Raw genomic sequence first — 23,589 nt, forward strand, 5'->3', positions numbered from 1 at the left:
GAAAAAGGCTTTTCCCGAAACGCCTGGGACGGGAAAGAAAGTAATACCCCCCTTCGTCAACCAGTTTCTTAATAAAAGGGGTTTTATCCACGTAGTAGTAGTTTTCCGTGCGGATCTTTTCAAAACTCTGGATGCCAACAGGAAGTTTCTTTTTCATAAAGTTATAATTATAGCATTATAATGATATCTGCCTAAAAGCTTTTGCTTATTTTCTAGTTTTTCTGCCAGACCTCCCAGGAGTGTTCCGGGAAAATAGGCCTGGTAAGTGTTATTTCTCGCAAAAGTCTTTCGTTTATTGTTTTACCTGCCAGGTATTTTTCAGCCATATCATAAAGAATCCAGAAGCGTTCAAGGGCTCCAAAGAAAAATTCTTTCATCTTGTCCACAAAGTGGCCGTTTGAGATAACAAAAGCCAGGTCGCTATTCATTGCCCAGAGGACTTCGCGGCCGGCCTGAGCAAGGATTCGCGAAAGCTTATCATCGTTAGAAGTTCCGGCCCTTTTAGCCAGTTCATTTAAAGCTTCTATGGCTTCGTGCACATGGCGATACATCCAGGAAACCGAACCATACATCCACTTATCAAAAGTGCCTTTGTCTCCCCACGAAGAAGGAGGGGGTAATATCTCCTGGTTAGTGGGATAGCGATGCAAATAGTCCGCCGGAGTGATGAGTTCGGTCTGGTTTTGGTCGTAATAAAGTTTTTTAAACAGGAAGTAGAGGAAAAGGGGGCCTTCAAACCAGTGATGGCCAAAGAGCTCAGCGTCGTAAGTGGCTACAGAAAGGGGCTTTTTCCAGAACCAGCCTCTTATGTATTCAAAACGGAAGTTTCGGCCTTCCATAAAGTGCTGGGCATGACGGGCAGCCTTTTCCCTGGCCCAATCCGGGTTATAGGGTTCTTTTTGTAAAGAATAACGGTTGGTTATGCGACAATAGCGAAAAGGTCCGCCTTTTATATGAAAGTCAAGGTAGTCAGGGTCTCCAGGGTAGCCTTCATCGGCACTCCAGACCTGTTTGCCAGTTTCCGGATCGCGCCCAAAAACAGCCACTCGTGAACCTCTCACAAAGACTGGAGCGTGAATGCCAAACTCAGACGGACTATCACCATTTAAAACGGTGTGAGTTTCTGAAAAGAAATAATGTAAATCGTATTCTTCAAGGTATTTTTCAAGGCCGGGCACATAGGCACATTCAGGTAGCCATATCCCCAGGGGCTTACGGCCAAAAACAGCCTCGTAGTCTCGCACTGCGGTCTCTATCTGGGCCCTTATGGCCTCGGGATATCTGGTATAAAAGGGTAAAAAGCCGTGGGTGGCGGCGCAGGTTGATATTTCCAGCTTGCCAATATCCTGGAAATGCTTAAAGGCTTTTGTTAAGTCTTTATCGTAACGCAAGAATATTTCGCGGCTTTCTTCAAAGCGTTTAAGGTGCATCCAGGCGGCAGTTTCAAAGGCCGGGGCCTCTCGTCGCACCCGTTCTATTTCAGCGCGGGCAAGATTAGTAAGTCCTTCAAGGTATTTCAGGAATTCTTCCTGAAGAAGGGGGCAACGCATCATGTTGGTTAGGGTAGGGGAGATATCCAGGGAGAGCTTGAAGTCAACGCCTTCATTAACCAGGTCTTCAAATACTTTTATTAGGGGAATGTAGGTGTCAACCAGGGCCTCATGAAACCACTCTTCAGGAAAGCCCAGAGGCTGCCATATACCTGCAGTCCCATAGACGATTCTCCGTCTCAGGTAGGGAAGATGGGCATGGAGATGAAGGATAAGATAACCAATAGAGTGTTCGGCGGTGCCCATGCGCGATTCAATAGGCCTAATAGTGGGGTGTTTTTCGGGCAGTTCATGGGTGGCGTAAGAGATGGGAGCGTTTCCTGGTGACAGGCGAGCGGTGTGGGCAAGGTTTGAGGGTTCGGTCAACTCAAGGACTTTGCCGTCTTCTCTTACAGCGATGAGTTGTACGCGGTAAGCCTTGTCTGGCTCTACCCAAAGATACCAGTTATCAGCACTTGAAAGGTCAACAGCTACGTCTTTATCAGGATGATGGTAAAGATGGCCGAAAAAGTCGTGATAAACTTTGATATAGGTTGTTACACTTTTGCCAGCGGCAAAACGGCCAAGTTTTTTAGAAAGTTCTTTCTGGTCAAGATGCCAGTATGTAAAAAGACGCCTTTCATCAATGGGCATAAGCACGATTTTTTCTTTCTTCCGAGGGATAAGAAATTCTTGCGAAATGGCAATATCTTTTAAACGCAAATTATCTTTACGGTCATATAGCACCAGTTTGGCCTGGTAAAGGTGGCCGTCAGGAACGGCGTTAATTATCCAATCTCTGGCAAGCCTTATAACACGCCTTTCGTCTGGACGGAAAGCTCTCCATTTTTCTTCTTCAGGGTGGCGATAAAATATTTCCAGCAAAATATCAGTGTCTTTCCAGGTAAGTTTGCGGGGAGTAAGTTCTTCTTTTTCAATTGTTTTCCAGAATTTATCTGGAAATTCCCAGTAGGCTTTAAGGTTAACCTGGTCAGGCTCAATTACCTGGCGGGTAAGAAAGAGACCGAAAACTTCTGGCACAGAAAAAGGTGTCTCTTCAACAATGCTTATGGTTTCAGGGGGCAAAAGCTCAAGGTGAATAATTTTTTTAAGGCTTTTTTGGCTTTCTTTTTCGCAAACGTGAAGTTCTAAAGCCTTAAGCGCACCCAGGACGAGAAAATAATCCTTGAAATCAGCTCTTTGCCATTCTTCTTCAGGGAAGTTAGTAGCCGGGTCTTTATAGCGAAGGATACGCAAAAAAAGGGAAGTATCTTCACCAAAACGGTGGTTGGCGCCAAGCTCAATCTCTCGTCTTACGTTTTCCCAGTCAATTTCTGAAATCGTAAGGTGATGGCGCCTTTCATTTTCAGAGACGAAAACCACCTTTGGGGTGTAATGAAAGGGGGAAATCATCTTTAAAAGAGGCCTTTTTTTACACAAAAGCCTGGCCTGGTACTCACCTGGAGAGAAGAGTTCTTCAGTTTGGTTCAAGAAATTTACCTTGCGCGAAAGGAGACAGGTGCCTCCTGAGAAAACTTCAAGATAAAGGTCTTCCTCAGGGTAGTGGACCTGGCGGTGAACGTCGTCTTCCCAGGAAAATTTAACAAGTTTTTGGGCTACTTCTATTTTCATAAGGGCTCTCCCAGAAAATTTTTTCTTTTTTAAGGATAACTGATTTTTGGACTAAAAGGTGCAAAAATTTTTCTTCTTTTTGAGATGGTTTGGGAAGGGCGGTGCGGGGGTGTCTGGGGGCAAAAGGGCAGGGCGGTAAAGCCTTTTGGGCTACTTCTTTTAGGCCTATCAGGGAAAGCTTTTCATAGACTTCTTCTTTGGTTAAGGCAATAACTGGCCGCAAAACAGGCACTCTTGGAAAATGAGAGATAAATGAAAGGGCAGGGAGTGTCTGGCTTGCCTGCTCCCCTAAGATGTCGCCGGTAGAAAGGGCCAAAAAGCCTTTCTTCTCGGCTATTTTCTGGGCCAAAATGAGCATCAGGCTTTTACAGAAAAGACAAATTTTTCTTTTAGGGGCCTTTTCGGCTAATTCTTCAAGAAACGGCCGGTACTTCAGGGTGTAAAAATCAAGGCTTAAATCTGGCAAAAAATAAGCAAGTGCTCTGGCGGCCTGGGTTACTTTTTCGTATCTTTCGTTTTCTTCGTCATCAAAGAAAAGAAGGCTCACTTTTTGTCCGCGCCTTAAAAGGAGGTAAGCGGCTAAAAGAGAGTCTGGCCCACCAGAAAAGAGCACAAGCACTTTTTCGCCTGTCCCCACTGGCAGGCCGCCAGGGCCTTTTCTGGGGTTGGCAAGCAAAAAGAGCCTGTCTTTACGGCCTTCTATGAGCCAGTAAAGGTGTTCTGGCGGGTAGTTATCCCATAAAGAATGCCTTTTCTGGGCCTCTTCAGCCAGCATTTTAAGGAGGTTCTTTTTTAGGGAAAGGGCCTTTTCACGCCAGGCAGGCTCTTTGGCCTTAACATAGATTTCGTAGGTAAATGGGCGAGCAGGCAAGAGGGCCTTAAAGTCAAAGCCTGCCTTTATTTGGTAAAAACGGAAAACTTTGCCTGTCCCCAAATGCGAGATAAGGGCCTTTTCCATTTCTTCGGGGCCTCTCAGTAAAAGGCGGCTATGAAATCCTTTTATCACCGGGGAAAAACCCAGTTTTTCAAGGCGGGTCTTGAGGGTTTGCTGCCAGGTATCTATAAAAGCCTTTTGGGTGCCAGGCTTTTTGGTGCCAATTTCTCCTGAGGGGCTAAGCAAGAAAGCTACTTCTTTTGCCACCTGCCGTCCTTTACTCTGGGTTTGTTTTTTACCGGGCCTTTGTAAACATAAACAAAAGCGTGAAGAGTTTTTCCATCATCTAGTTTTACCGGAAGTATCTTTCGTTCGTATTCATGGCCTTCGTCTTCCACTTCGTCAAGGATAAAGAGCGTTTTTAAGTCTATCTCATAGACTTCTCCAAAAACAGTCCCCTTGCCCGGCACAATCCCTGGATACCAGCCAAAGTCATACATTTCATAGCCAGAGAGCGAGGCCTTTCCCACAAACTTGGCATCTTTAAGATAACGATGGAGGCTGAAGTCCCTTTTTAAGGTGCCGTAAACAAAAACCAGGTAGCGCATTAGTTGTTTGAGCTATCAACCGGGTAGAGATGAACATCCCTTTGTGGGAAAGGAATGGTGATACCTTCTTTCTCAAAGTGTTCGTGAATGCGTTTAATTAACTCGTGGGTAACAGGGCCTTTGTGCCTTGGGTCGTCAACCCAGCATAGGAGTTCCAGGTTAATAGAAGAGTCGCCAAAATTACGATAACGTATGCGGGGTTCAGGGAACTTTTCCACGTGAGGGGTGTCTTTCACCAGGTCAAGTAAAACCTTTTCTACTTTTTCGAGGTCTGAACCATAGGCCACGCCCACTGGAAGCCTTAAACGAAATCGGGGTTCAGGGGCGCTTTCGTTTATTATTTTAGAGTTGGCCATAATGGAGTTAGGAATGGTAATAATAATGTCGTCTCTGGTGCGAATACGGGTTGAGCGAATGCCTACGTCTATCACTTCTCCACGCTCTCCAGAATCAAGAATAATATAATCACCTACCTTGTAAGTTCGGTCTAAGAATAGAGAAATACCCCCAAAAAAATTGGAAAGAGTTTCACGGGCAGCCAGGGCTACCGCTACACCTACAATTCCTGCTGAGGCCAGAAGAGGAGTTATATTTATCTGCCAGAGGCTTAAGAGTATCAAGGTTCCGGTGAGAAAGATGATCACGTAAGCGACATTTTTTAGAAGGACCAGCATGTCCGCTCCGAGATGGCCAAAACGCTCGGCAAAATAACTCTTGCGCCTGGTTACCCAGCGGACGATACGAAAGGCTGTAATTATCCAGATGAGGACAATCAGGCTTTTTATAAGGCTGGTGGTGATAAATTCTGTGCGGCCACCAGGTCCAATTTCATAAATGGCGTGAAGCGGCCCAAGAAGAGCGATATTTAATACCACTGGCCAGTGAACAAAGTGTAAAAGTTCGTCATCAAAGGAGAAAGAAGTTTTTTGGGTCAGACGTCTCAAAATTCTCTTAAAAGTGAGGTCAACGATTTTGGCAATAATTAAATAAAGACAAACAATGGCTAGAGGGCCAAGCCAGGCATGAGAGGTAAGTTTTAACCACCAGGCCTTAACTGCTTCATTCATGTTAGAGACTATATCCGAAGAGGAAAAGGGTTACAAGAATTTTGGGGCAGGCTTTACTGAAAAGGTTTTGCCTACCTTTTGAGAGCGTGTTAAAAAGAAAGCGAATAAAAAGGAGGCTAGTATGGCTCATAAGCAGGTAAAAGTTATTGTTACCGCTGGTTATGGCACTAACTGCGAACGAGAGACTGCCCACGTGTGCCGCGAAGCCGGTGCTGAAAAAGTAGATATTGTTCATCTTAGCGAACTCGTTTATGGTGAAAAACGCCTTGACGACTATCACTTGCTTTGTCTTCCGGGTGGTTTTCTTGACGGCGACCATTTAGGGGCAGCTAAAGCTGGGGCTCATCGTTTTCGCTACGCCAAAGTAAAAGGCCGGGAAGAACGCCTTCTTGACCAGATAATTAATCTCATAGAAAAAGGTGGCCTTATAATTGGAATATGTAATGGTTTTCAACTGCTGGTTAAGCTCGGGCTTTTGCCAGGCTTTAATGGTAATTATACCCAGCGGCTTACCAGCCTCACTTACAATGATTCCGGCCGCTTTGAAGACCGCTGGGTAAAACTTCGTATTAACCAGGCTTCTCCCTGTGTTTTTACCCGCGGCCTAAAAGAAATGTTCCTTCCCATAAGACACGGAGAAGGAAAATTTGTAGTAAAAGATGACGAAGTCCTTAAAAGGCTTAAAGCCCAGAACCAAATAGTGTGCCAATATATCCATCCTGTTACCGGGGAACCAACCACTGAATATCCCTTTAACCCTAATGGTTCTATTCTTGGTATTGCGGGCATTTGTGATGAGACTGGCCGTATATTTGGCCTTATGCCTCACCCTGAGGCCTACAATCATCCCACCAACCATCCTCGTTGGCGTCGCGAAGAGATAAAAGACCCACTGGGAACAGTGCTTTTTAAAAACGCCATAAATTATATTCGCGAAAATTTACTCTAGATGACTGCCGCTCAACCTGAAGAACCTTACAAATTAGCTATTAAAGCCCTGCAAAGACTTCGCCGTAAATTAATTTTTGGCATATTAAGCTTGCTGCTTTTAACTGCGAGCTTCTATATAATTTCACCTCACATTATTTCTCTTTTGCAGCGGCATTTAAATCAGGAACTGGCCTTTTTTGGTGTTTTTGAACCTTTCCTGGCCCTGGTAAAAGTAGCTATTGTTTGCAGCATTTTAGTTCTGATCCCTTATGTTTTATGGTTGGTATGGCTTGTTTTTTGTGAGATTTTTGGTTTTAAACGTCGTACCGGCTTTTTGTTTATTTTAGTGGGTATGCTTCTTTTTTATGGAGGAGTTAGTTTCTGTTATTTTATAACCTTGCCTTATGGCGTTAAGTTTTTGCTTTCCTTCCAGAAGGAAAACATTGTTCCCACTATTTCTGTAGGGCATTTTGTCAATTTTTGCGGTATGTTTTTGCTGGCTTTTGGAACTATTTTTGAACTACCTCTTATTATGGTGTTGCTAAGTAAAGCCGGGATAATAAATCCTCACAGGGTAGGGCGCTTCAGGAGACATGCTATTTTGATAATAACCATCCTGGCCGCCGTGCTAACTCCCACTCCAGATGCCTTCAACATGGCTTTAATGGCGGTGCCCCTTTATCTTCTTTTTGAGCTCGGGCTTATCTGCAGTAAACTGGCTGTTAAGAAATAGGCTTTTTGTTTGTGTTACACTACCCTGAAAACACCAGCGCGCCTTTCGTCAGCTGCTCCTTCAAAGTGGTCATCAACCAGGTGTACCCCTCCGAAATATAAATCCTTTTCTGGCCAGATGTTTATGGGACAATTAAGTTCAGCCAGCACTTCTTCAGATACGCCTGGTTCTATCTGAAGCACTTCACCATCGTAGTGAAAGCGAGGAGCAGAAACAGCTTTATAAGGTGGCAAATGAAAATAGGCCAGGTTAACGATAACCTCAAAGATGGCTGAACGGATACGTTTGCTCCCCCCACTTCCTAGGGCCACTCCCCTGCCATTCAAAAAGCAAATACTTGGGGCCATCATGGAAGATATGCGTATTCCTGGAGGGTCGGCAAAAAAGCCGCGGGGATGAAGGTCATCTTCACCCATTATGTTGTTTAAAACGATTCCCGTCCCAGGAGCTATAAAGCCCGAGGCCTCACCAAAAGTCATGGTAAGGGAAGCAAGGTTTCCTGCTTTATCAGCCACACTCATGTGTGTGGTGCCGCGAGTAGCCAGGGGGCGCTTCAAGAGCTCAATGGCCCTTTTGGGGTCTTCTTTAACTATTCGTTCTCTAAGTTCGTGAACCAGGATTAAGGTTTCAGCTAGTGCCTTTACATGTTCCTTGCTCAGGAAGCTTCCCTTTTCAAATAACTCTTCAAATATCTTGAGGGAGAGGCTAACCATTGGCCCTCCAAACGATGGTGGAGGATTGGTTAGAAGCCTTCCCTTTTTGAATTCAAACTCAAGGGGTTGGCGTTTGATAACCTGATAACTTTTGAGGTCCTCAAGGGTTAAAAGACCTCCACCTGAGGCCATCATATCAACTATTTTTTGAGCGATTTCTCCCTGATAAAACTCTTCAAGGCTTTGAGGCAGGCTTTCCAAAAAATCAGCCAGGGCTGGGTTTTTGATTATTTCTCTCGGTTCAGGAGGTCTTCCTTTAGGGAAAAATATGCTTTTCATTTCCTCGGTAGCTGTAAAAATTGGGGTGAGAAGCTTAAAACAATAGGCCTGAAAAGAGTCCACTTCAAAACCTTCTCGGGCAAAGCGCACCGCTGGACCTACCACCTCTTTTAGGGGTAAAGAACCAAGCTCCTGGTGAAGGGTTACCAAACCTTTTAAAGTGCCAGGTACAGCCACTGAGGCCAGGCCAATATGAAAGTCCTGTGAAGAACCGATAAAGTTTATGGTTACGGTTCTGAAATCAAGGTTTTCTGGTTTTTGCTTAAGCCCTTTTCCTGGAGTATCCACAAAGAAGTCGTAAACCAGGGCCTTTTTGGCCTGGGCCACATAAACTGTGGCAAAGCCTCCCCCGCCAAGGCTGGTTAAGCCAGCCTCTGTTACCCCTGAGGCAAAAGCCGCGGCACAAATTGCATCAAAAGCATTGCCACCAGCTTCCAGAATTTCGCAAGCAGCCAAAGCGGTATATCTATTCCCACAGGCTACGGCTCCTTTCATTCCCAGAACTCCTTTTTCATAGTGGCCATGATTTGGCGAAAGTTAGCGCCCTTTTCAAAAAGCGCAAGCATTTTAAAAGAAACAGGTTTTTCATTAAGGATGGATTCAATCCGTAAAAGATAATCAATAATTTCCAGTTTATTAGCTAGAGGAGTTAAGTCTTCAAGAAGCTCAGCGGCAAAAGTGGCAAAGTTGACTCGCCTTAAGGTTTGCGGGTCAACCATGGTGCCAGAAAGGCCGTGGCGCGCGGCCTGCCATTTACCAAAAGCTATGGCTTCATAAGGTAGGCCAGGGGGATTTTTGCCCTCAAGGAACTTGGTGGCCATAGCCTGTATGAAAGCCACGATGGCAAGTAGGTCTTTAAACCGGCCAGGGACATCGCAGGCTCTTATTTCTATGGTGCCAAGCGTTGGTTGTATTCTAATATCCCACCAGAGGTCTCTAAAACCTTCAATGATTTTGAGTTCTATTAAAAGGTTTATGGTTGTTTCAAATTCTTGCCAGGAAGAAAAGCCCCGGGGAAGCCCGGCCAGGGGCAAGACCTCAAAAAGTTTGGTGCGATATGAATGAAACCCTGTTTTAATACCTTCGTAAAAGGGAGAGGAAGTGCTTAAGGCCAGAAACAGAGGCAAATAAGGCCTCAGGGCATTGTAGACTCTCAGGGCTTCTTCCTTCCCTGGCATGCCCAGATGGATATGAAGCCCTTGGGCAATAAAGCGTCTTCCCACCAGTTGCAGTTCCTCAAAAATGCGTTTGTAACGCTCATCTTCCCAGACAGGTTGTTCCCCGGCCTTAGCTTCTGGATGAAGACTTGCCGCCCAAATTAAAGCTTCTTCCTGGCTGGCCAGCTTCTCAAGGGCCTTAAGACCTTTTTCAAGGAAAGTTTCGGCCTCATTTAAGTGATGGCAAACCGGAGTTACCAGTTCAACCATGGATTGGTAAGCTTCAGGTCTCAACCAGGGCTTTAACCAGGAAGGAGCCTTTTTTATTAAAACAGGCCCTTTGGGGGTTAAGTTCCAATCTTTTTCCGCAATGACTTCCAGTTCTATTTCTACACCAAGGGTTAAAGGTTTGCTTGTTTTGAAGGAAAAACTTTTACGAATCTTCCTTCTCCCTTAGCTTTTTTAGTGCCAATCTTGCCACCTGGGCCAAAAATTTAGCACCAACGGGAAGGGCCCGCTCGTCAAAGTCAAATTTAGGGCTGTGAGCCGGGGCTTTTTCAAAACCCTTTTTAACGGCCCCAAACCTTACGAAACAGCCTGGTACTTTTTTAAGATAAAAAGCAAAGTCTTCTCCCCCAAGGCTTGGATGTGGTTGTTTTAAAACGCCTTCTTTGCCTACTATAAGTCTTGCAGCTTCCCTGGCAATTTCTGCTTCTTCTGGAGTATTTATCACTGGGGGATAGCCTTCTTTGATTTTGAGCTTAATATGGGCTCGGTGTAAGTCTCCCACGCCTTTGGCAATGCGCTTAAGACCATCAATGATTCGCTTTCTTACTTCAGGATGAGTGGAGCGAATGGTTCCTTCAAGGTAGGCTCGCTCAGCGATTACGTTATGGGCTGTGCCTCCTTCAAACTTACCCACTGTTATGACGCAGGGATAGGCCGGGTTAACTTCTCTTGAAATAATAGTCTGAATGTTTACTACCAGAAGCGAACCTACTACTACGGCGTCAATAGCTTCGTGAGGCCAGGCTGCATGCCCGCCTTTGCCTTCAATGTTTATGGTGAAAGTGTCTGTAAACGCACAGATAAGGCCTTCATTTATGGCTATTTCTCCCACTTTGAAATGCCGGTCAATATGGCCGCTGAAAATGGCAGAAACTCCTTTTAAGGCCCCGGCTTTTATCATTTCAAGGGCGCCTGCTCCCTTTTCTTCTGCTGGCTGAAAGATGAAACGAACTCTCCCTGACGGTGGATTGGCCTTAAGAAGGTGAGCTGCCCCAAGGAGCATGGCCACGTGGCCGTCATGGCCACAGGCATGCATCACTCCAGGAATTTTAGATGCAAAAGGAAGGCCTGTTTCTTCCTGGAGGGGTAGCGCATCCATATCTGCCCTTAAGGCTACGCATGGGCCTTCGTGCCCAAGTTCAGCGACTATTCCGGTTTTAGCCACTCCGGTGCGGTAAGGGATATCAAGGCGGCTCAACTCCTCGGCAATAAGGGCCGCGGTGCGGTGTTCTTCATAAGCAAGCTCTGGCCATTCGTGGATGTTCCGTCTTATTTTGATTAGCCATTTAAAAAATTCTTTATCGTCTTCCGGGAACATGATCTTATATTGCCTTGTTTTTCCGATATCTTGCCACTAAAAGCAACTTTTGCCTAGCATTACTGGGGTATAAAAAATAAGACAATTCCTTTGAAAATAGCCTCTGGCCTCATTGCATCTTAGAGGGACAGGCAAAAATCTCAATGACTTGGCTCCCGGTAAAAATAACTGCACTATCTTCTAAAACTCTAAAACTTTGCCTGTCCCTATTTTTGATGATTGCCTGTCCCCATTTTTTGATTAAAAAGATATAGCATGAGTCATGATTTAATTTTTTCGTTGGAAGTTAAGCCTTCAAATCTTTTCCCTCTGTTTTCTTTTCTGGAAGAAAAAAACAGAAACGATTTCTTTATTTTTCTTGAAACTTCTAAGGTTCTTCCTGGAGAAAAAAGGCATTTTTTGTTTGAAAACCCACAGGCTGTTTTTCTCTTTAACCCTGGCGATGATATGACTCTCTTTTTTCGTAAGCTTGAAAAGGCCCTTTCAGCAGGGTTTTGGCTCGCAGGCTATTTTAGCTATGAATTTGGCTATTTTTTAGACAAGCGACTTTTACCTCTTTCCACTAAAAAAACCTTTGCTCCTCTGGTGGTCCTGGGGGCTTTTAAAACCCCCCAAATTTTTGAAGCTAAAATTTCCCACTTTTATGAAACAGGCTCCCTTGAGCTTAACGAATTAAGGCTTTCCTTAAGCAAAGATGAATACATGGCAAAAATTCACCAGATAAAAGATTTTATAGCCTCGGGAGACACCTACCAGGTGAATTTTACTCTTAAGTATCACTTTTCCTTTTATAATAATCCCCTTAGCTGGTATCTAGCGTTAAGACACAAGCAAAGGGTTTCCTACGGGGCCTTTATGAAAACTCCGTCTTTCTGGGTGCTGAGTTTTTCACCTGAACTTTTTATTAAGATAGAAGACACCACTATTTGGACTCGCCCAATGAAAGGTACCGCTCCCCGGGGAGCTAATCTTTTGGAAGATGAAAAGATCTCCAGTTTTCTGGCGTCAGATATAAAAAACCAGGCGGAAAATATAATGATTGTTGACCTCTTGCGTAATGACCTGGGCCGGGTTTGTGAGCCGGGAAGTGTCTGGGTGCCAAAGCTTTTTGAAGTTGAAAAATATGAAACAGTCTTTCAAATGACTTCAACGGTGAAAGGAAAATTAAAAAACTTTAACCTTTTTAATCTTTTTAGGGCCCTTTTCCCGTGCGGTTCAGTGACAGGAGCCCCCAAAATACGCACCATGGAAATTATTTCTGAACTTGAAACTGAGCCGCGAGGAGTTTACACCGGGGCCATTGGTTTTATCTCTCCCCAAAAAGAGATGGCTTTTAATGTGGCTATTCGCACCCTTTTTATGAACAAAGATAAAGGCGAGTTTGGTATTGGCTCAGGCATTGTTTGGGACAGTGAGCCAGAAAAAGAATACGAAGAATGTCTTCTTAAAGCCCGATTTTTAACAGGCCAGGAACCTTCCTTTGAACTTATAGAAACCATGTGTTTCATCCCTGAAGAAGGGGTAAAGCTTTTGCCCTTTCACCTTGATCGCCTAAAGGCTTCAGCCACTTATTTTGGCTTTCCACTTGAGGAAGATAGATTGCAAAAGATATTAGAACAAACATTTAGCAGCCTTAATGGTCCAGCTAAATTGCGTCTTCTACTGAGAGAAGACGGTCGGTTGAGGCTTGAGGCTTATCCTTTTCCTCCTTCTCCCAGAGAGATAAAAATTGCCCTGGTGAAAAAAGATTATGCTCCTCCCAAGAAATTTCTGCTTCACAAAACTACCCATCGGGACTGGTTTAACCGCTGGCAAAAAGTTGCTCAAAAAAATGGCCTTTTTGACGTGATTTTTTATGATGAAAAAGAAAGGATTCTTGAAGGAACAATTTCCAATATATTTTTGCAAATCAGCGGCAAGTTATATACCCCACCCACAGAACTTGGCCTATTACCCGGAGTTTTGCGAGAAAGCCTTTTAGCCCAGGGTAAAGCTGAAGAAAAAGAGTTATACCTAGAGGACCTTGACCGGGCAGAACGAATATTTGTGGGGAACGCCGTAAGAGGCCTTTTGCCAGTTAGCCACTATTTTAAGATGTAAGAAAAACCGGCCTTCCGTTAGAAAGAAATACTACCTCACCTGGGTAGATAATAAGGGGTTTAACACCCTGTTTTAAAGCTTGTTTTTTAAAGAGCTTTGGCGGATCATCAAGGGCTTCGTCTCCCAGCTTATAAGCTCCCCAGTGGATAGGTGTACCTAAGCTTGCGCCTAATTCCTGGCAAACTTTAACCGCCTCTTCTGGACTGAGGTGAAAGGGAGCCATTAGTTCACGGGGAAGGTATGCCCCTGAAGGAACCAGCGCCAGGTCAAAGGGGCCGAAAAGAGCCCCCAGTTCCTTGAACCCAAAAAAATAGCCCGTGTCTCCCCCAAAAAAGATTTTGAATTCCGGAGTTTCAATAATAAAGCCAGCCCAAAGAGCCAGGTTTGTATCGCCAATATTTCTTTTTGACCAGTGTTGTACCGGAACAGCCCTTATAAGAAGAGATGATTCTTCGTATGTTTCAAGCCAATCAAGCTCAACAATAGAATTTCCCAGATAAAGGGAAAAATTTAACGGCGTTATGATTTTGGGTGTGCCTGGAATCTTCCGCAAACTCTGGAGGTCCAGGTGGTCCCTATGGGCGTGGCTATAAATAATAAAATCAATAGGTGGGAGATTTTCGGGGGCAAGAGGAGGTGGAGTATGTCTTTTGATTATGCCACTTATGTTTCCGAAAATAGGGTCAAATAAAAAGTTTTTTCCTGAAAGTCTCAAAAAAACTGTATTGTGGGCCAGAAAAGAGATAATGGGGCCATTTTCTCCACAAAGAAGGGAAGGAGAAAGAGAAAATACCGGAAATCTGCTATTTTCTTTAACAATTAAATGGGAAAGCTTCCATTTGAAAATTTTGGCAAGCTTTGGCGCTTCATAAGGGAGCCAGGGGTTTTTAAAGCGCCCATCTGGCTGGTGATGTTTTTTCTGGCGAACAATTTCTAGAAGAGAATAGTCCTCACAGTTTTTCATGTCCATAATATAAAGGCAAGATTTCAAAATGGCGAGGAGTTTTAACCCTAAAGGCGGACCGCCTCGCCACTTCCCACCTGTTTCCCTCAAACCTATTTAGAAAAAGACCTTTGTGAAACTCTAAAATATTGAAGTTTTTATATCTTAAGGGAAGAGATTGCTTCGCCACTTCGTGGCTCGCAATGACCGGAATAGTATGGCTCCCAATGACTCCTTTCCTGTCACTGCGAGGGGGTTCCTCGCTCTCGCTCGGGACAGGCGAAAAGGAGTCCATGCCACACAGCTTATTCAAAGAAAACCAGGCTTAAAGGACCCTTGCAGGGCTTGAGCCAAGTCCTGATAGTAGGGAGATTTCGAAACATCCCTGCCGTTTCAGAAAAAAGGAGCAGGAGAACCTGCTGAAAGGGCCGCTTAAGGATTTGGGGCTGCATCATCTTGCATGTCAAAGGTTTAAATAAACGCATTTATTTTTCTAAAGTTTTAGAGCCTGGGAAGATTACTCTTCCAGCTAATTTTACGTTATATCCGGCCAAACTGCTGGCAAGGTCTTTAAATTCATCACCTTGAAGAAGGGCCAGAAAGAACTGAACGTTTTCTTGAAAGAAGAATTCCTTAGGAATAAGCAAATCATAGCGTTCCTGTTTCACTGGGATAAAGTCAAGCCCTAAAAGGTTAGCTACAGCTTTAATGGCTATTCCGGCCTGGGCTTTACCAGTGAAAATAGCTAAACCTACTTCAAGATGACTGTTATATTCTTCTCCCTCCAAATCTTTAGAAGAAAAGCCTATTTTTTGGAGTTCATGCTCAAGGAGGATTCTGGTGCCTGTCCCTTCAGGACGCAAAGCCACTTTTAGCTTCTTTTCAACTAAATCTGCTATTGAATAGATTCCCTGCGGATTTCCTGGTGGTAACAAAATTCCCTGCTCTCGAAAACAAAAATTCACTACCGCAGGCAAAGGACCTTCAACTCTTTCTTGAAGATAGGCAAAGTTGTATTCTCTTTCATCTTCTTCCATTAGATGGGCAGTGGCTATGTGACAGAGCCTTTTGGAAAGGGCTCTTAGTCCACCCATACTACCTACCGAAGCAAAAACTGCCGGACTATCAGGGTAACGACGATTGTAAAGAGCTATAGTCTTTTCCAGCAAAGGATCATTACTTCCTATGATTACTAGAAGATTTTCTCTAGTTTCTGCTCCAAGACCAGGGTGGTTAATTACGTGCTTTTCAAGCCAGGCTTCTACCAGATGTTTGGGAAAAAGCCATTTTCCAGTAACTTTAGTGGCCGGGAGCCCTTTTTCTGTTATTAGCTGATAAACCACCTTTTCGTTTACCCCTAAAAACTCTGCTACCTCTTTGGTAGAAAAGTAAGATTTTGGGTTGTTTCTAGGCACTTTATTCCTCCGACAGAATAAAATAAACTTTAAACAACTTTTTATGACTTGATTTCCCCTCTAGTTATTTTATAGGTTATGTCCAAATAATCAAAGGAGGTTAACATGAAAAAGCTGTTTTTATTTTTGATGTTCTTCATTATGGCACTGGCTTGGCAGGCTTGGGCAGGAGATAAAGTCCTGCGCATGGCCACTACCACCAGCACTGACAACACCGGCCTGTTAGACTATCTCGCTCCCATGTTTGAAAAAGACACCGGTATCAAACTCCAATGGATAGCAGTGGGGACAGGCAAAGCCCTGCGCCTTGGCCAAAATTGTGATGTAGATATTCTTTTAGTTCATGCCCCTGCGGCTGAAAAGAAGTTTGTGGCAGCAGGTTACGGCATAAATCGTCGGGAAGTGATGTATAATGATTTTGTTATTGTTGGCCCGCAAGAAGACCCGGCTGGCATTAAAGGTCTCTTTATAAAAGAAGCCTTACAAAAAATAGCTGCGAAAAAGGCAACTTTTGTAAGCCGTGGAGATGACTCTGGCACCAACAAAAAAGAACTGGCACTCTGGAAAATGGCAGGTATTGACCCCAAAAAATTAGATAAAGAACCCTGGTATATTCAAACCGGCCAGGGAATGCTTGCCACTTTAAACGTAGCAGCTGAAAAGAAGGGCTACACCCTTACTGATCGTGGAACTTATATAAAGTTTGAATACAACCACAAAGGGAAGCCCCCTCTGGTTATTCTTGTGGAGGGAGATAAGGCTCTGCGTAATCAATATAGTGTCATAGAAATTAACCCTAAGCGCTGCCCTAATGTTAGAAATGACCTGGCTCGTGCTTTTTCGGACTGGATAACCTCTCCTAAGGCCCAAAAAGCCATTGCTGAATTTAAACTTCTTGGCAAGCAGTTATTTATTCCAGAAAAATAATTTGCTCTCCCTAAAACGGAATGGGCTACATTACAGAAGGAATCATAAAAGCCTTTGAGCTTCTAATAACTTTTGACCCTGAAACCTATTCAGCCATTGAGGCCACACTTAAGGTTTCAAGCTATTCTATGGCGGCAAGCCTGGCTATAGGTATTCCTCTGGGATTTTGTCTGGGGTTCTATGAATTTCCGGGGAAAAGGTCGGTAAGGACCATCGTTGACACCCTTCTTGCCCTCCCCACAGTGCTAATAGGGCTTTTGGTTTATGCTTTACTTACCCAAAAAGGCCCTCTGGGCAAGTACGGTCTTTTGTTTACCCTTAAAGGGGTGGCCATAGGCCAAGCTATTTTGGCTTTGCCCATTGTTATTGCCCTTACGGCCACAGCGGTAGAAAGCCTTGACCGTAATCTTCGTATAACTCTTCTTTCTCTAGGCGTAAATCGCTTTCAACTTCTTCTCACTTGCCTTTGGGAGGCTCGTTTTGGCATATTAACAGCGGCGGTAGCGGCTTATGGCCGGGTGCTTACGGAAGTGGGAATATCTTTAATGGTTGGCGGAAATATAAAGTGGCATACTCGCACTATCACCACGGCCATCGCCCTTGAAACCTCTAAAGGCCAGTTTGCCATGGGCATTGCCTTAGGCCTGGTCTTACTTACCATAGCCCTTCTGGTAAACTTAAGTCTTTCGTTCCTGAGGAAGCGATGTTAAGTCCCATTTTTGAAGTTAAAAACCTTGTTCATTCTTATGGCGCCCAAATAGCTTTAAAAGTTGACCATCTAACCGTTGAAAAAGGAGAAATTATAGCCTTGGTAGGGCCAAACGGAGCCGGTAAAAGCACTCTGCTTAAAATTCTCGGCTTGGTTGAAAAACCAACCTCAGGAGAAATCTTTTTTAAGGGAAAACCAGCCAGGCCTTTTAGCCAGGTTTCAAGAAAAATAAGCCTTCTTCCGCAGCAACCTTTTCTACTAAAACGCAATGTATTTGATAACGTGGCTTATGGGCTAAAAATTAGAAAGATTAGAGATAAACAAATCTTGCGGGAAAAAGTTTATAAGGCCCTGGAATTAGTGGGGCTTTCTCCTGAAGAGTTCGCCAGAAGACCGTGGTATGCCCTTTCTGGAGGAGAGACGCAAAGGGTAGCTCTGGCTTGCCGTTTAGCCCTGGAACCAGAGGTTTTACTTTTAGATGAGCCCACAGCCAGTGTAGATGTTTACAGTGCTCAGCTTATAAAAAGGGCGGTATTAAAGGCTCATAATTTGTGGAATACCACTGTTCTCATAGCCAGCCATGATTATGCCTGGCTTGATGAAGTTCCTCATAAAACCTGGCATATTTTCAAGGGACATATCTTTACCGATGAGATAAATTTTATCTGGGGGCCATGGCAAATTGTTGATGGAAAAGCGATAAAACAATTTAGAGATGGCCAGAAACTTGTATTTAACGCGCCTTATAAAAACATAGATAATCCGGTAGCCATTATAGAATCAGCTAAAATAAATATAACTTTTTCCCCGAAAAAAGTGGGTCTAAAAATGATAATTAAACAGGTAAATAGTGAAATAAACTTCCGAGAGCTAAAAATAGTTGTTTCATTAGAAGATATTTCGCTTAACTTTAAAATAGATGAAGATTTAGTAAAAAAATATGAGCTTTGGCCGGGGAACCCTGTATACATAGAGTTACCCGGCCAAGTAGATTGGATTTAATGTTTAAAACTCTTTGCCCAATAAGGCTTTACTGCCAGGGCTTCTTTAACAGAAACCTCTTTTAAGGTAAGAATATACTTAATTCCTTTATTTTCCATAAGGAATTCTTCTAACACCCGAAGGGGCTCTCCGAATTTTACTACCTGAGATACCTGAACATCAGGATATTTTTCTTTCCAGGGCTTTAGGCCTTCTTTCGCTTTTAGACAAAATTTTTCTCTCCATTTCTGGGCATATTTTGAATCCTGGGCATTCATAGTTTGAAGAAAAATATTTAATATTATTAATTCTGTTTTCATATTTTGAGCCATTTCAAATGCTTGTTTCAACAACCGTTCTGGAAAGCTTGCTCCTTCACAAACAACCAAAACCTTCTTCCCTCTTAAGCGAGCAATAATTTTAACTGCCTGATAAAATTCGTTGGCCTCAGCAAAAGTAGCCGCTGTAGCTGCTTCAATAGATTGTTCCAGGAAGTTTTCAATGGCCCTAGATCTTACTTGTACATAAGAGGCAGGAGAATGTACCCATCTTTTGGCTTCTTCAAATTCTCCGGCTTCAGCAAAGGCTGCAGCGGCAAAAGTTTACTGCCACTTGGGAATTTTATGAGAAAAGACTAGCCCCCATTCGCGGGCCCATTTTTGGGCTGTATCAAATTCTCCTGCTTCAGCAAAAGAAGCTACTACAAAAGAATCCCAAAAACGCCGCCAAATTTCTAAAAATCTAGCCATATTACACTCCTCAAAGTTATTTTGGATATATACAAACAAATGGGCACAAAAATTCTCCATTTATTTTATGGGCCAAATTTCTAAACCGAGAGTTAGGCCCAAAAGAAACGACCATTTTAATATTTTTAATATTTCGGAGATGAGAAGGGATAATTCTCGTAATTTCATTGTTTATATACTCTATTTGCCAAAATAAGTCTTTTAATTCGCTAGATAATAGATCTAAAGAAAGTTTTCCCTTCCAAATTATTTTTAACCCACTGTTATTTGCCAAACATAATTTTTTTACGTAAGAAAGCCCTTTTGGGGAAATACAATCCCCTTCGCCAATTAGTATTATCCAGCCGTTTAAATTCTTAGCTATTTCTTTAGCAGTTTCGAATTCGCCTGCCTCGGCAAAAGTAGCCGCGGCAAAGGTATCATCCCATTCTTTTTTAAAACGTTTCCATATATTCATGGAACCTCCTCCACAATAATCTATTCAAAAACTATGCCAAACTAAATCTGTTGTTAAATTTAAGAGAGAAGAGAATTGGATAGCATGTAAAAAATATCAACACTGCTGTTAAAATTTGCAATACCTTAAAAAGGGAACTCTTTATCCAGACCGTATTTCTTTAATTTTCTCCAGAGAGAAACACGGCCAATGCCTAAAATTTGGGCTGCTTTAGTCTTGTTTCCTTTGGTTTCTTTAAGAATCCATTTGATATATGCCAATTCATACTCTTCAAGGGTGGGATAATGTCCGTCTTTTCTTCTGAAGGTGTGAATTTCTAAACTTTTCAATTCTTCTGGTAGACAGTTTACGTCTAGCACTTCTCCTTTTGCTAGGGCAACGCCCCTTTCAATAATATTTTCTAATTCTCTAACATTTCCTGGAAAATCATACTGTTGTAAAATATGTAATACTTCTGGGGCTATTTCTTTTACATTTTTGTTCATTGCTTCGGCATGACGTCTTAAAAAATAATAAGAAAGAACGGGTATATCTTCCTTTCTCTCTACTAATGGCGGCAAATGAAGGTGCACCACATTTAAACGATAATATAAATCTTGCCTAAAAGACCCTAGCTCTACCATTTTTTTCAAATTTCGGTTTGTAGCTGCAATAAAACGAACATTAACTTTTATAGGCTTCGTCCCACCAACTCTATAAAATTCATGTTCTTGAAGGAGGCGTAACAACTTAACTTGCATGGAAGGAGACATTTCAGCTATTTCATCAAAAAATAGAGTTCCTCCATTTGCCTGCTCCACTAATCCTTTTTTAGTCTGAACAGCTCCAGTAAAAGCTCCTTTTTCATAACCAAATAATTCACTAGCTAAAAGATCTTCTGAAAAAACACCACAATTTATAGCTATAAACGGTTTATCTTTTCTGTGACTAGCTTCATGAATGAAACGGGCAAATAGTTCTTTTCCTGTTCCAGACTCCCCGGTGATAAGAACCACACAATCAGTTTGAGCAATTTGTAAAGCAGTATTAAGCAAATCTTGCATATATTTGTTGTGAGTTATTATTTTTACTTTTCCTTTTAGCTTTTCTATTTCTTCTTTTAAAAGTTTATTTTCTTTTTTTAGCTTTACTTTTTCCATAGCTTCAGCTATTACTTTTCTTACTTCGTCCAGCTTAAACGGCTTAGATATATAGTGAAAAGCTCCGCTTTTTAAGGCTTCAATAGCCGAATCTACAGTTGCATATGCGGTTATTATTACAGTCTCTGCTTCTGGCTGATAATACTTCATAGCTTTAAGAAGTTCTAACCCATCAATTTTTTCCATTTTTAAGTCTGTAAGCAACACATCAAATTCCCTTTTTTTTATTAGATCTAATGCTTCAGTGCTTTTAGTAGTAGCAGTTATATTATAATTTTCCTTCTTAAATATATAAACTAGATTTTTCAATGTAACTTGCTCATCATCAACAATTAATAAATTTCCTTTGTATTTAATTTTGCTATTATTTATAGACATTTACATTCTTCCTCCCCGTTAATTTGAGATTTACTGTGTCGTTTATAAGGAAAAAATAGATAAAAGATAGTTCCCTTACCCTGTTCACTTTCTACTTCTATAGTGCCACCATGACGAGAAACAATTTCATTAACTAGATATAGGCCTAAACCTATCCCTTTAACTCCTTTAGTAGTAAAGAATGGATCAAAAATTTTATCTAGAATTGACAATGGAATACCACATCCATTATCTTCAATGGCGATAAAAATACCATGTCTATTTGGATCATAACAAGCTTTTATTAAAATTTGGCCGTTATTTTCTATAGCATCTATAGAGTTAGAAATTAAGTTAATCAAAGCCTGCTGAAAAGTTTGCTTATCTGCGTAAATCTTTAACTTTTTATCTACTCTTATATCTACTTTAATATTTTTTTGTTTAATTTTACTTTTCAAAATAAATAAGACTTCTTGAATAAGATTATATAAATTCCACTCACTTAAATCAAATTGTTTATATCTAGAAAATTCAAGAAGAGCTAGTATTATATCTCTAGCTCTCCATATTTCATGATCAATCTGTTTGATAAAATTTTTAATTTCGTTTTTGTCTATATTGTCTATATCTTCCATTAAAATCTGGCAGCTAGATGATGCATTAGATAAAGGATTATTTAATTCATGTGCTACACCAAAAAGAAGGGTTCCCAATGAAGCCAATTTTTCCGACTGAATTAGCTGAGCTTTTCTTGCTTTTATTTCTTTTAACATTAAATCTAAAGTTTTCATTACTGAGCGTACTTCTTTATCTCTATGACTTGGACAGTTCACAGAAAAATATTTACTTGTCAAAATTTCTTTCATGCATTTTTCTAAATCTTCTAAAGGAGATACTACTCTTTTAGCCAAGAAAAATCCAACACCTATTATAATACCTATAGATATTAGTCCAAGAATAAAAAGATAAACAATTAATTTAGAAAAACTAGTATCAATAATTGATAATTGTTTATTTCTTAAGTCTTTACCCAAGATTATTAATTCATGTCCTAGTTTTCTAACTATCTCTGGTTTAATTTCTTCTATTTTATTTAAAAACAATAAATAGTTATTAAGTTTATTTTTTATCTCTTTTGATTTTTCTTTGTCTATTTTATAGAAGATTTCTTTTTTCTTGCTTAAGATTTCAAGCGTTCTAGTAGCTAATTTTTTTGTATTTTCTAAGTCTTTATTGTTTTTATAAAGGAAAAAGTTTTTCTCATATCTTCTAATTTCTAATAAATTTTGGATAAAAAGATCTATTGTCTCTAAACTTTTAATTCTATACCACAAAGAATTTAGGCTAATATAAGAAAGAATCAGGGAAAAACATAATGGGATAAGAAGAATTAAATATCCAATTTGGACTTTTAACCTAAGACTTGATTCCATCTTAATAGTTCCTTTTATAATTATAATTTAAGACTGCCCATATCAGTTCACATTGACAGTATGGATTAATTCTTGCAAAACTGTGCCATCAGCCAAAGAAATCTAAACCTATTTTTTTCTAAACTTGCAAAGCTCTTACGGTTAATCATTTTTGCCTGACTAATGAATTTTGACTTGTCATTGCGAGCGGAGCAAAGCAATCTAGATCCCTTCGCTAGCGCTCGGGACAGGGATTACTTCATCGCACTTCATGCTCCTCGTAATGACCCGTTGGGTCACTTCGTCGGCCCTGCGGGCCTCCTCGTAATGACCTGGTAGGGTCACTTCGCCACGGCGACTACGTCGCCTCGCGATGACGCTCTGTAAGGTAAAAAATGCTCCCATTAATAATTTTCCCCCTGTAATAACGCCTAAACCACTTTTTGTATTCGCGGCTTTACTGGATTTAGAAAATATTATTATCCCGAAGTTTGTTTTTTGCAACATCCTGTTGCACTTTGCATCACACACAAGCCGGAATTCAGAAAAGAATTTTAAAAAAAATTTTTTAAACTTTCTCTTTTTGGAACACACCTGAAAAATTGGCATAACTATTGCTTGTCTAAAAAATAAAAACCTTTATAAGGAGGAACCTATGAATCAATGGATTAAAAAATTGCTTTGTTATTATTCCTCATATATGGCGGCAGCAGGCCTTGCCCATGGAGGGGAACAAGATTTAGCATGCAGTTTAATTAAAACATCATGTAAAAGTTCTCATAATAATCCTCAAAAACCAACCCGACCTCATGGATTATTAGTACTGAAGTTAAGTTTTTAAAAATAAGGAGGACATGATAATGGAAAAAATACTCTTTATTGAAGAAATAGATAGAGAGCCCAAATACGTAAATCATGCTCTAGAAATTGCTAAAAGAAAAAATGCTAAATTGTATGTTTTGTTCTTAGTTCCAGTATCTCTTGAAACTGCAGACTGGATTGATATTCAAGAAAAACAAATTAAAGAGAAGAAAGAAAAACTAGAAAAATTACTCAGTGAAATAAAACAAAAAAGCAATATAGAGATAGAAGGTAAAGTGATTGAATATTTACCAAGAGCTTTTATGCTAGCATTAAAAGAGTTCTCTCCTATTGATTTAGTAATAGTTGGTGATATTGATCTGGAACCTTTAGCGAGTGAAAGAATAAAACACTTAGAAGATATAAGCGTCCGTTTAAGATGCCCCATAGTGTTTCGTCAACTGTGTCCGC

Annotated in this window: 23 protein-coding genes; 8 read left to right on the forward strand and 15 right to left on the reverse strand. The window is 41.5% G+C overall.

Annotated features, from left to right (window positions below):
• The 5 genes from TH606_RS11415 to TH606_RS09300 form a co-directional block, all read right to left on the reverse strand.
• On the reverse strand, window positions 1–157 hold a 157-nt coding region (locus tag TH606_RS11415; RefSeq protein ID WP_157627905.1), incomplete at its 3' end, for an AAA family ATPase.
• A gap of 55 nt (window positions 158–212) precedes the next feature.
• A complete protein-coding gene (locus TH606_RS11420) occupies window positions 213–3,161 on the reverse strand; it encodes a 1,4-alpha-glucan branching protein domain-containing protein (protein WP_082863603.1) in 2,949 nt (982 codons plus the stop codon).
• Window positions 3,130–4,302, reverse strand: a complete 1,173-nt coding sequence (locus tag TH606_RS09290) for a tRNA sulfurtransferase (RefSeq protein WP_068543210.1) — start codon at window positions 4,300–4,302, stop codon at window positions 3,130–3,132. Before TH606_RS09290 ends, TH606_RS11420 begins: the two co-directional genes overlap by 32 nt.
• On the reverse strand, window positions 4,287–4,643 hold the full coding sequence (locus tag TH606_RS09295; RefSeq protein ID WP_068543212.1) for a gamma-glutamylcyclotransferase family protein: 357 nt from the start codon (window positions 4,641–4,643) through the stop codon (window positions 4,287–4,289). The genes TH606_RS09290 and TH606_RS09295 overlap by 16 nt, the downstream gene beginning before the upstream one ends.
• Window positions 4,643–5,710, reverse strand: coding sequence for a mechanosensitive ion channel family protein (locus TH606_RS09300; RefSeq protein ID WP_068543214.1), 1,068 nt, complete (start codon window positions 5,708–5,710; stop codon window positions 4,643–4,645). The genes TH606_RS09295 and TH606_RS09300 overlap by 1 nt, the downstream gene beginning before the upstream one ends.
• Window positions 5,711–5,831: 121 nt before the next feature.
• On the opposite strand from TH606_RS09300, the gene TH606_RS09305 reads away from it, so the two are divergent.
• Both TH606_RS09305 and tatC read left to right on the forward strand, forming a co-directional pair.
• Entirely contained in the window at window positions 5,832–6,659 is an 828-nt protein-coding gene (locus TH606_RS09305; protein ID WP_068543216.1) for a phosphoribosylformylglycinamidine synthase subunit PurQ, read from the forward strand.
• Window positions 6,660–7,373: a twin-arginine translocase subunit TatC gene (tatC, locus tag TH606_RS09310; RefSeq protein ID WP_068543218.1), complete on the forward strand. Its 714-nt coding sequence runs from the start codon at window positions 6,660–6,662 to the stop codon at window positions 7,371–7,373.
• A gap of 14 nt (window positions 7,374–7,387) precedes the next feature.
• Here tatC and TH606_RS09315 read toward each other — a convergent pair whose 3' ends face one another.
• The 3 genes from TH606_RS09315 to TH606_RS09325 are packed head-to-tail and all read right to left on the reverse strand — an operon-like array spanning window position 7,388 to window position 11,128.
• Complete coding sequence (locus TH606_RS09315) at window positions 7,388–8,860, reverse strand: gamma-glutamyltransferase family protein (RefSeq protein WP_068543220.1); 1,473 nt, start codon at window positions 8,858–8,860, stop codon at window positions 7,388–7,390.
• A complete protein-coding gene (locus TH606_RS09320; RefSeq protein ID WP_082863604.1) occupies window positions 8,857–9,963 on the reverse strand; it encodes a carboxylate-amine ligase in 1,107 nt (368 codons plus the stop codon). Before TH606_RS09320 ends, TH606_RS09315 begins: the two co-directional genes overlap by 4 nt.
• A complete protein-coding gene (locus TH606_RS09325; protein ID WP_068543224.1) occupies window positions 9,956–11,128 on the reverse strand; it encodes a M20 metallopeptidase family protein in 1,173 nt (390 codons plus the stop codon). The genes TH606_RS09320 and TH606_RS09325 overlap by 8 nt, the downstream gene beginning before the upstream one ends.
• Window positions 11,129–11,383: 255 nt before the next feature.
• On the opposite strand from TH606_RS09325, the gene pabB reads away from it, so the two are divergent.
• Window positions 11,384–13,228, forward strand: coding sequence for an aminodeoxychorismate synthase component I (gene pabB / locus TH606_RS09330; RefSeq protein WP_082863605.1), 1,845 nt, complete (start codon window positions 11,384–11,386; stop codon window positions 13,226–13,228).
• On the opposite strand, the gene TH606_RS09335 is transcribed toward pabB, so the two are convergent.
• Window positions 13,218–14,192, reverse strand: coding sequence for an MBL fold metallo-hydrolase (locus TH606_RS09335; RefSeq protein WP_197460553.1), 975 nt, complete (start codon window positions 14,190–14,192; stop codon window positions 13,218–13,220). The genes pabB and TH606_RS09335 overlap by 11 nt on opposite strands.
• Before the next feature lie 464 nt (window positions 14,193–14,656).
• Window positions 14,657–15,586, reverse strand: coding sequence for a helix-turn-helix transcriptional regulator (locus TH606_RS09345; protein WP_068543229.1), 930 nt, complete (start codon window positions 15,584–15,586; stop codon window positions 14,657–14,659).
• Window positions 15,587–15,691: 105 nt separating this feature from the next.
• Here TH606_RS09345 and TH606_RS09350 point away from each other — a divergent pair, with 105 nt between their 5' ends.
• From TH606_RS09350 to TH606_RS09360, 3 genes are read left to right on the forward strand one after another with little or no spacing between them, the layout of a single operon-like run.
• Window positions 15,692–16,513 carry a substrate-binding domain-containing protein gene (locus TH606_RS09350; RefSeq protein WP_068543231.1) on the forward strand — a complete coding sequence of 274 codons (822 nt, stop codon included), beginning with the start codon at window positions 15,692–15,694 and terminating at the stop codon, window positions 16,511–16,513.
• 20 nt (window positions 16,514–16,533) lie between these two features.
• Window positions 16,534–17,223, forward strand: coding sequence for an ABC transporter permease (locus TH606_RS09355; protein ID WP_068543233.1), 690 nt, complete (start codon window positions 16,534–16,536; stop codon window positions 17,221–17,223).
• Window positions 17,217–18,224 carry an energy-coupling factor ABC transporter ATP-binding protein gene (locus tag TH606_RS09360; protein ID WP_068543235.1) on the forward strand — a complete coding sequence of 336 codons (1,008 nt, stop codon included), beginning with the start codon at window positions 17,217–17,219 and terminating at the stop codon, window positions 18,222–18,224. The genes TH606_RS09355 and TH606_RS09360 overlap by 7 nt, the downstream gene beginning before the upstream one ends.
• On the opposite strand, the gene TH606_RS09365 is transcribed toward TH606_RS09360, so the two are convergent.
• From TH606_RS09365 to TH606_RS09380, 5 genes are all read right to left on the reverse strand, one after another.
• A complete protein-coding gene (locus tag TH606_RS09365) occupies window positions 18,221–18,592 on the reverse strand; it encodes an adenine nucleotide alpha hydrolase family protein (protein ID WP_068543237.1) in 372 nt (123 codons plus the stop codon). The genes TH606_RS09360 and TH606_RS09365 overlap by 4 nt on opposite strands.
• Window positions 18,593–18,805: 213 nt before the next feature.
• On the reverse strand, window positions 18,806–18,952 hold the full coding sequence (locus TH606_RS11555; RefSeq protein ID WP_157627907.1) for a hypothetical protein: 147 nt from the start codon (window positions 18,950–18,952) through the stop codon (window positions 18,806–18,808).
• Between the two features lie 16 nt (window positions 18,953–18,968).
• Window positions 18,969–19,409, reverse strand: a complete 441-nt coding sequence (locus TH606_RS09370) for a hypothetical protein (RefSeq protein WP_068543239.1) — start codon at window positions 19,407–19,409, stop codon at window positions 18,969–18,971.
• A 125-nt stretch (window positions 19,410–19,534) separates the two neighbouring features.
• Window positions 19,535–20,926: a sigma-54-dependent transcriptional regulator gene (locus tag TH606_RS09375; protein ID WP_068543241.1), complete on the reverse strand. Its 1,392-nt coding sequence runs from the start codon at window positions 20,924–20,926 to the stop codon at window positions 19,535–19,537.
• Window positions 20,917–22,338, reverse strand: a complete 1,422-nt coding sequence (locus TH606_RS09380) for an ATP-binding protein (RefSeq protein ID WP_068543242.1) — start codon at window positions 22,336–22,338, stop codon at window positions 20,917–20,919. The genes TH606_RS09375 and TH606_RS09380 overlap by 10 nt, the downstream gene beginning before the upstream one ends.
• 634 nt (window positions 22,339–22,972) lie before the next feature.
• On the opposite strand from TH606_RS09380, the gene TH606_RS09390 reads away from it, so the two are divergent.
• The gene (locus TH606_RS09390) at window positions 22,973–23,158 is read left to right on the forward strand and encodes a hypothetical protein (protein ID WP_068543247.1); all 186 of its coding nucleotides are present in this window, start codon (window positions 22,973–22,975) and stop codon (window positions 23,156–23,158) included.
• 19 nt (window positions 23,159–23,177) lie between these two features.
• Window positions 23,178–23,589, forward strand: a 412-nt coding sequence (locus TH606_RS09395) for a hypothetical protein (protein ID WP_157627908.1), incomplete at its 3' end; no start/stop codon positions are given.

Source organism: Thermodesulfatator autotrophicus (assembly GCF_001642325.1).
GTDB classification, from domain to species: domain Bacteria; phylum Desulfobacterota; class Thermodesulfobacteria; order Thermodesulfobacteriales; family Thermodesulfatatoraceae; genus Thermodesulfatator; species Thermodesulfatator autotrophicus.